Raw genomic sequence first — 4,093 nt, forward strand, 5'->3', positions numbered from 1 at the left:
GAGCTGACCCTGCACACTCCGCTCGTCCTTCCGGAGACGGACGGGGTCCGCCTCCAGGTCGTCGTGGGCGCGCCCGACGTGGCCGGGGCCCGGACGATCGCCGTGCATTCGCGGCCCGAGGACGCCCCGGCCGACGAACCGTGGACCCAGCACGCCGCCGGTACGCTCACCGAGGCCACGGCGGACGCCGGCGCGACCGTCCCCCCGGACTGGACGACGACCTGGCCTCCGGCCGGAGCCGTGCCCCTGGACGTGGACGGCTTCTACGAGCGGCTGGCGGCGTCCGGCGTCGACTACGGTCCGGCCTTCCGGGGCATGCGCGCGGCGTGGCGAAGCGGCGACGGGCTGTTCGCCGAGATCGCCCTCGGCACCGACCACGAGCGTGACACGGCCGGCTTCGCCGTCCACCCGGCCCTGCTCGACGCCGGAGTCCAGACCCTGAGGGCGGACGTGGACGCGGACGCCACCGACTCCGAGGACGTCCGGGTGGCCTTCTCCTGGCACGGTGTCCGGTTCTTCCACGCCGCCGGTACGGTCGCCCTCCGGGCGCGGCTGGCCCCGACCGGTGACGGCGCGGTGTCGATGAGCGTCGCGGACGAGGAGGGCCGTACGGTCGCGGTCGTCGAGTCGCTGACCGTGCGTCCGATCTCGGCGGAGCAGTTGCGGGCGGCCGGTGGGGTGCGCCGCGACTCGCTCTTCCGGATGTGCTGGAACCCCGTACCGGTCCCGGGCACGGGGAGCGGACGTCTCGTCCTGCTGGGCGAGAACGTCCCCGCTGCCTTGGACCCGGCGGGCCGGTGGCCGAGCGTGGAGGAACTCGGCGCCGCAGTCGCGGCGGGCGAGCCGGTTCCCGACGTCGCCGTGCTCCGCGCGCCCGACACCGCCCAGGTCGCCCCGGGTCCGCGGGCCGATGTACTGGCACAGGCTGCGGCATGGGCCGCCGACCCCGGGTTCGGGTCGGCCCGGCTCGTCGTGGTGACCCGGCGGGCGGTCTCCACCGACGGCGACGACCAGGCGCCCGATCCGGCCCAGGCCGCCCTGTGGGCCGCGCTGCGCGCGCTCCAGGCCGGGCACCCGGACCGGATCGTGCTGGCCGACATCGACAGTGACCCGGCCTGGGACGTCCTTCCCACGCTGCCGTTCGCCGAGGAGCCGCGGCTGGCCGTGCGTGGCGGACGGGTCCTCGCCCCGAGGCTGCGCAGGGTCGGGCCCGCTGACCGGCAATCCGCGGGCGTGCCGGACCTCCGGTCCGTGGCCGACGGCACGGTGCTGGTCACCGGCGCCGACGGTCCGCTCGCCGCCGCACTGGCCGGGCACCTCATCGCCGCCCACGGCGTCCGGCGATTGACACTGGTGCCGAGCGGGGGACGGGACACCGACGCCGTACGACAGCTGGCGCACCGCCTGACCGAAGCGGGAACCGACGTCGAGGTCCTCACCCGGACACCGGAGCTGCGCGCCGGGTCGGCCGCCGGGCACGCGCTGACCGGTGTGCTGCACGCGGCGGAGGTGAACCACGGCGACCGCGCGCCGTCCTCCGGACCGGAACTCCTGGAATACGAAGAAGCCGCGCAGGCGCTGCACGAGCTCATCGCCGAGCACGACCCGGCGTTCTTCGTCACCCTCTCCTCGGCGGACGACCTGCCGGGCGCGGCCGGACGGACCGGTGTCGGTGCGGCCGACGCGCTCACCGAAGCGCTGACCGCGCACCGGCGCGCACGCGGGCTGCCGGTCCTGTCGCTCGCCTGGGGGCCCAACGCCTTCGGCGGCTCCCACGGCGAAGGCGAGCTCCCGGCCGGTCTCGTGGAGCTGCCGGAAACCGAGACGCTCGCACTGTTCGACGCGGCCCTGGGCCTCGCCGGGGGACCGGAGCTTGTTCTCGCCCGGCTCGACCGTGCGGCGCTGCTCGCGCATCCGGAAGCGGTGCGCGGCCCGCTCCGGGACCTGGCCGGTGGAGCGGACGCCCGCAGGTCCGGGCGCGGCGCCGACACGCAGGACGCCCTGGGCGCCGACGCGCTGGCGCGCCGTCTGGCCACGCTCTCCGAGGACGAACGCGAACGCGAACTGGTCACGCTCGTACGGACCCAGGCGGCGGCGGTCCTCGGACTCCCGGGAACCGAGGAGGTCGGACCCGAACGGGCCTTCAAGGAGGTCGGCTTCGACTCGCTGATGGCGGTGGAGCTGCGCAACCGCCTCATGCGCGGCACGGGTGTGCACCTGCGCTCGACCCTCGTGTTCGACTATCCGAACCCGGTGAGCCTGGCCCGCCATGTGCTGGAGCGCCTCGCCGAGGCGGCGTCCGCGGCGACCCCGATGCTGGCCGACCTCGACCGGCTGCACGAGGCACTGCCCACGGCCCTGTCCGAGGACGGTGCCCGCGACCGGATCGCGGAACGCCTCCGCGAACTCCTGGCGCTGTGCGAGGCGCCGGACGACACGCTCGAAGCGGACGACCTGGAGTCCGCCACCGACGACGAGCTGTTCTCGCTCGTCGACCAGGGCTTCGAATGATGCGGCAGAACCGCCGGCCCAGCGACAACGACCGTTCGATCAAGGAGCCGAAGTAGAGTGGCCGAATCGGAAGAGAAGCTCCGGGCGTATCTCAAGCGGGCCGTCGCCGACGCGCGTGACGCGCACCGACGCGTACGGGAGCTGGAGGAACAAGGCCGCGAGCCCATCGCGATCGTGGGCATGGCCTGTCGCTTCCCGGGCGGGCTGTCGACGCCGGAACGGCTGTGGGACTTCGTGGCGAGCGGTGGCGACGCGATCGGCGGCTTCCCGGCCGACCGCGGCTGGGACCTCGACGCCCTCTACCACCCCGACCCCGACAACCCCGGCACGTCGTACGTCCGCGAAGGCGGGTTCCTGCACGACGTGGCCGACTTCGACGCCGGGTTCTTCGGGATCTCGCCGCGCGAGGCGCTGGCCATGGACCCGCAGCAACGGCTGCTGCTGGAGACGTCCTGGGAGACGTTCGAGCGCGCGGGCATCGACCCGACGTCGCTCCGCGGCAGCCGCACCGGTGTGTACGCCGGGATCAACTGGCTCGACTACACCACTCTCCTCGCCAGGACCGCCAAGGGGCGTGACGGCACCCTCGGCATGGCCAACGCCGCGAGCCTGCTCGCGGGCCGCGTCGCGTACGTCCTCGGTCTGGAGGGCCCGGCCGTGTCGGTGGACACGGCGTGTTCGTCGGCCCTGGTCGCGCTGCACCTGGCGGTCGGCGCGCTGCGGACGGGGGAGTGCGACCTCGCGCTCGCCGGCGGCGCGACGGTGATGTGCACGCCGGAGACGTTCGTCAACTTCAGCCGCCAGCGCGGACTCGCCCGCGACGGCCGCAGCAAGGCGTTCTCGGCGGCGGCCGACGGCATGGGCACGGCGGAGGGCGCGGGCCTGCTGCTGGTCGAGCGGCTGTCCGACGCCCGCCGCAACGGACACCCCGTGCTCGCCGTGATCCGCGGCTCGGCGGTCAACCAGGACGGCGCGTCGAACGGCCTCACCGCGCCCAACGGCCCCTCCCAGGAACGGGTGATCCGCCAGGCGCTGGAGGGCGCGGGCCTGTCGGTGCGCGACGTGGACGCCGTCGAGGCACACGGCACCGGAACCGCGCTGGGCGACCCGATCGAGGCACACGCGCTGCTGGCGACGTACGGGCAGGGGCGGGCGGAAGGCCGTCCGCTCTGGCTCGGGTCGGTGAAGTCGAACATCGGGCATACGCAGGCGGCTGCGGGTGTGGCCGGTGTGATCAAGATGGTGATGGCGATGCGGCATGGTGTGCTGCCGCGGACGCTGCACGTGGACGAGCCGTCACCGCAGATCGACTGGGCGTCCGGCGACATCCGGCTGCTGACCGAGGCGGTCGAGTGGCCGCGTTCGGAACGCCCGCGCCGGGCGGCCGTGTCCTCGTTCGGCGCCAGCGGCACCAACGCGCATGTCGTGCTGGAAGAGGCGCCCGAGCTTGAGCCTGCCGCCGTCGCCGAACCCGACGGTGATGTCGGTGATGTCGGTGGTGTGGTGCCGTGGGTGTTGTCGGCGCGTTCGGGTGTGGCGTTGCGGGAGCAGGCGGTGCGTCTGCGGGAGTGGGTGTCCTGTC

Annotated in this window: 2 protein-coding genes; both read left to right on the forward strand. The window is 74.2% G+C overall.

What is annotated here, in order from left to right; translation table 11 throughout:
* Window positions 1-2,511: polyketide synthase dehydratase domain-containing protein (locus tag K6I34_RS32975; protein ID WP_229331717.1), on the forward strand; the 2,511-nt coding region annotated here is incomplete at its 5' end.
* Window positions 2,512-2,568: 57 nt separating this feature from the next.
* Window positions 2,569-4,093, forward strand: a 1,525-nt coding sequence (locus K6I34_RS32980; protein ID WP_229331718.1) for a type I polyketide synthase, incomplete at its 3' end; no start/stop codon positions are given.

It is taken from the genome of Streptomyces sp. UNOC14_S4 (assembly GCF_020740835.1).
GTDB lineage: Bacteria > Actinomycetota > Actinomycetes > Streptomycetales > Streptomycetaceae > Streptomyces.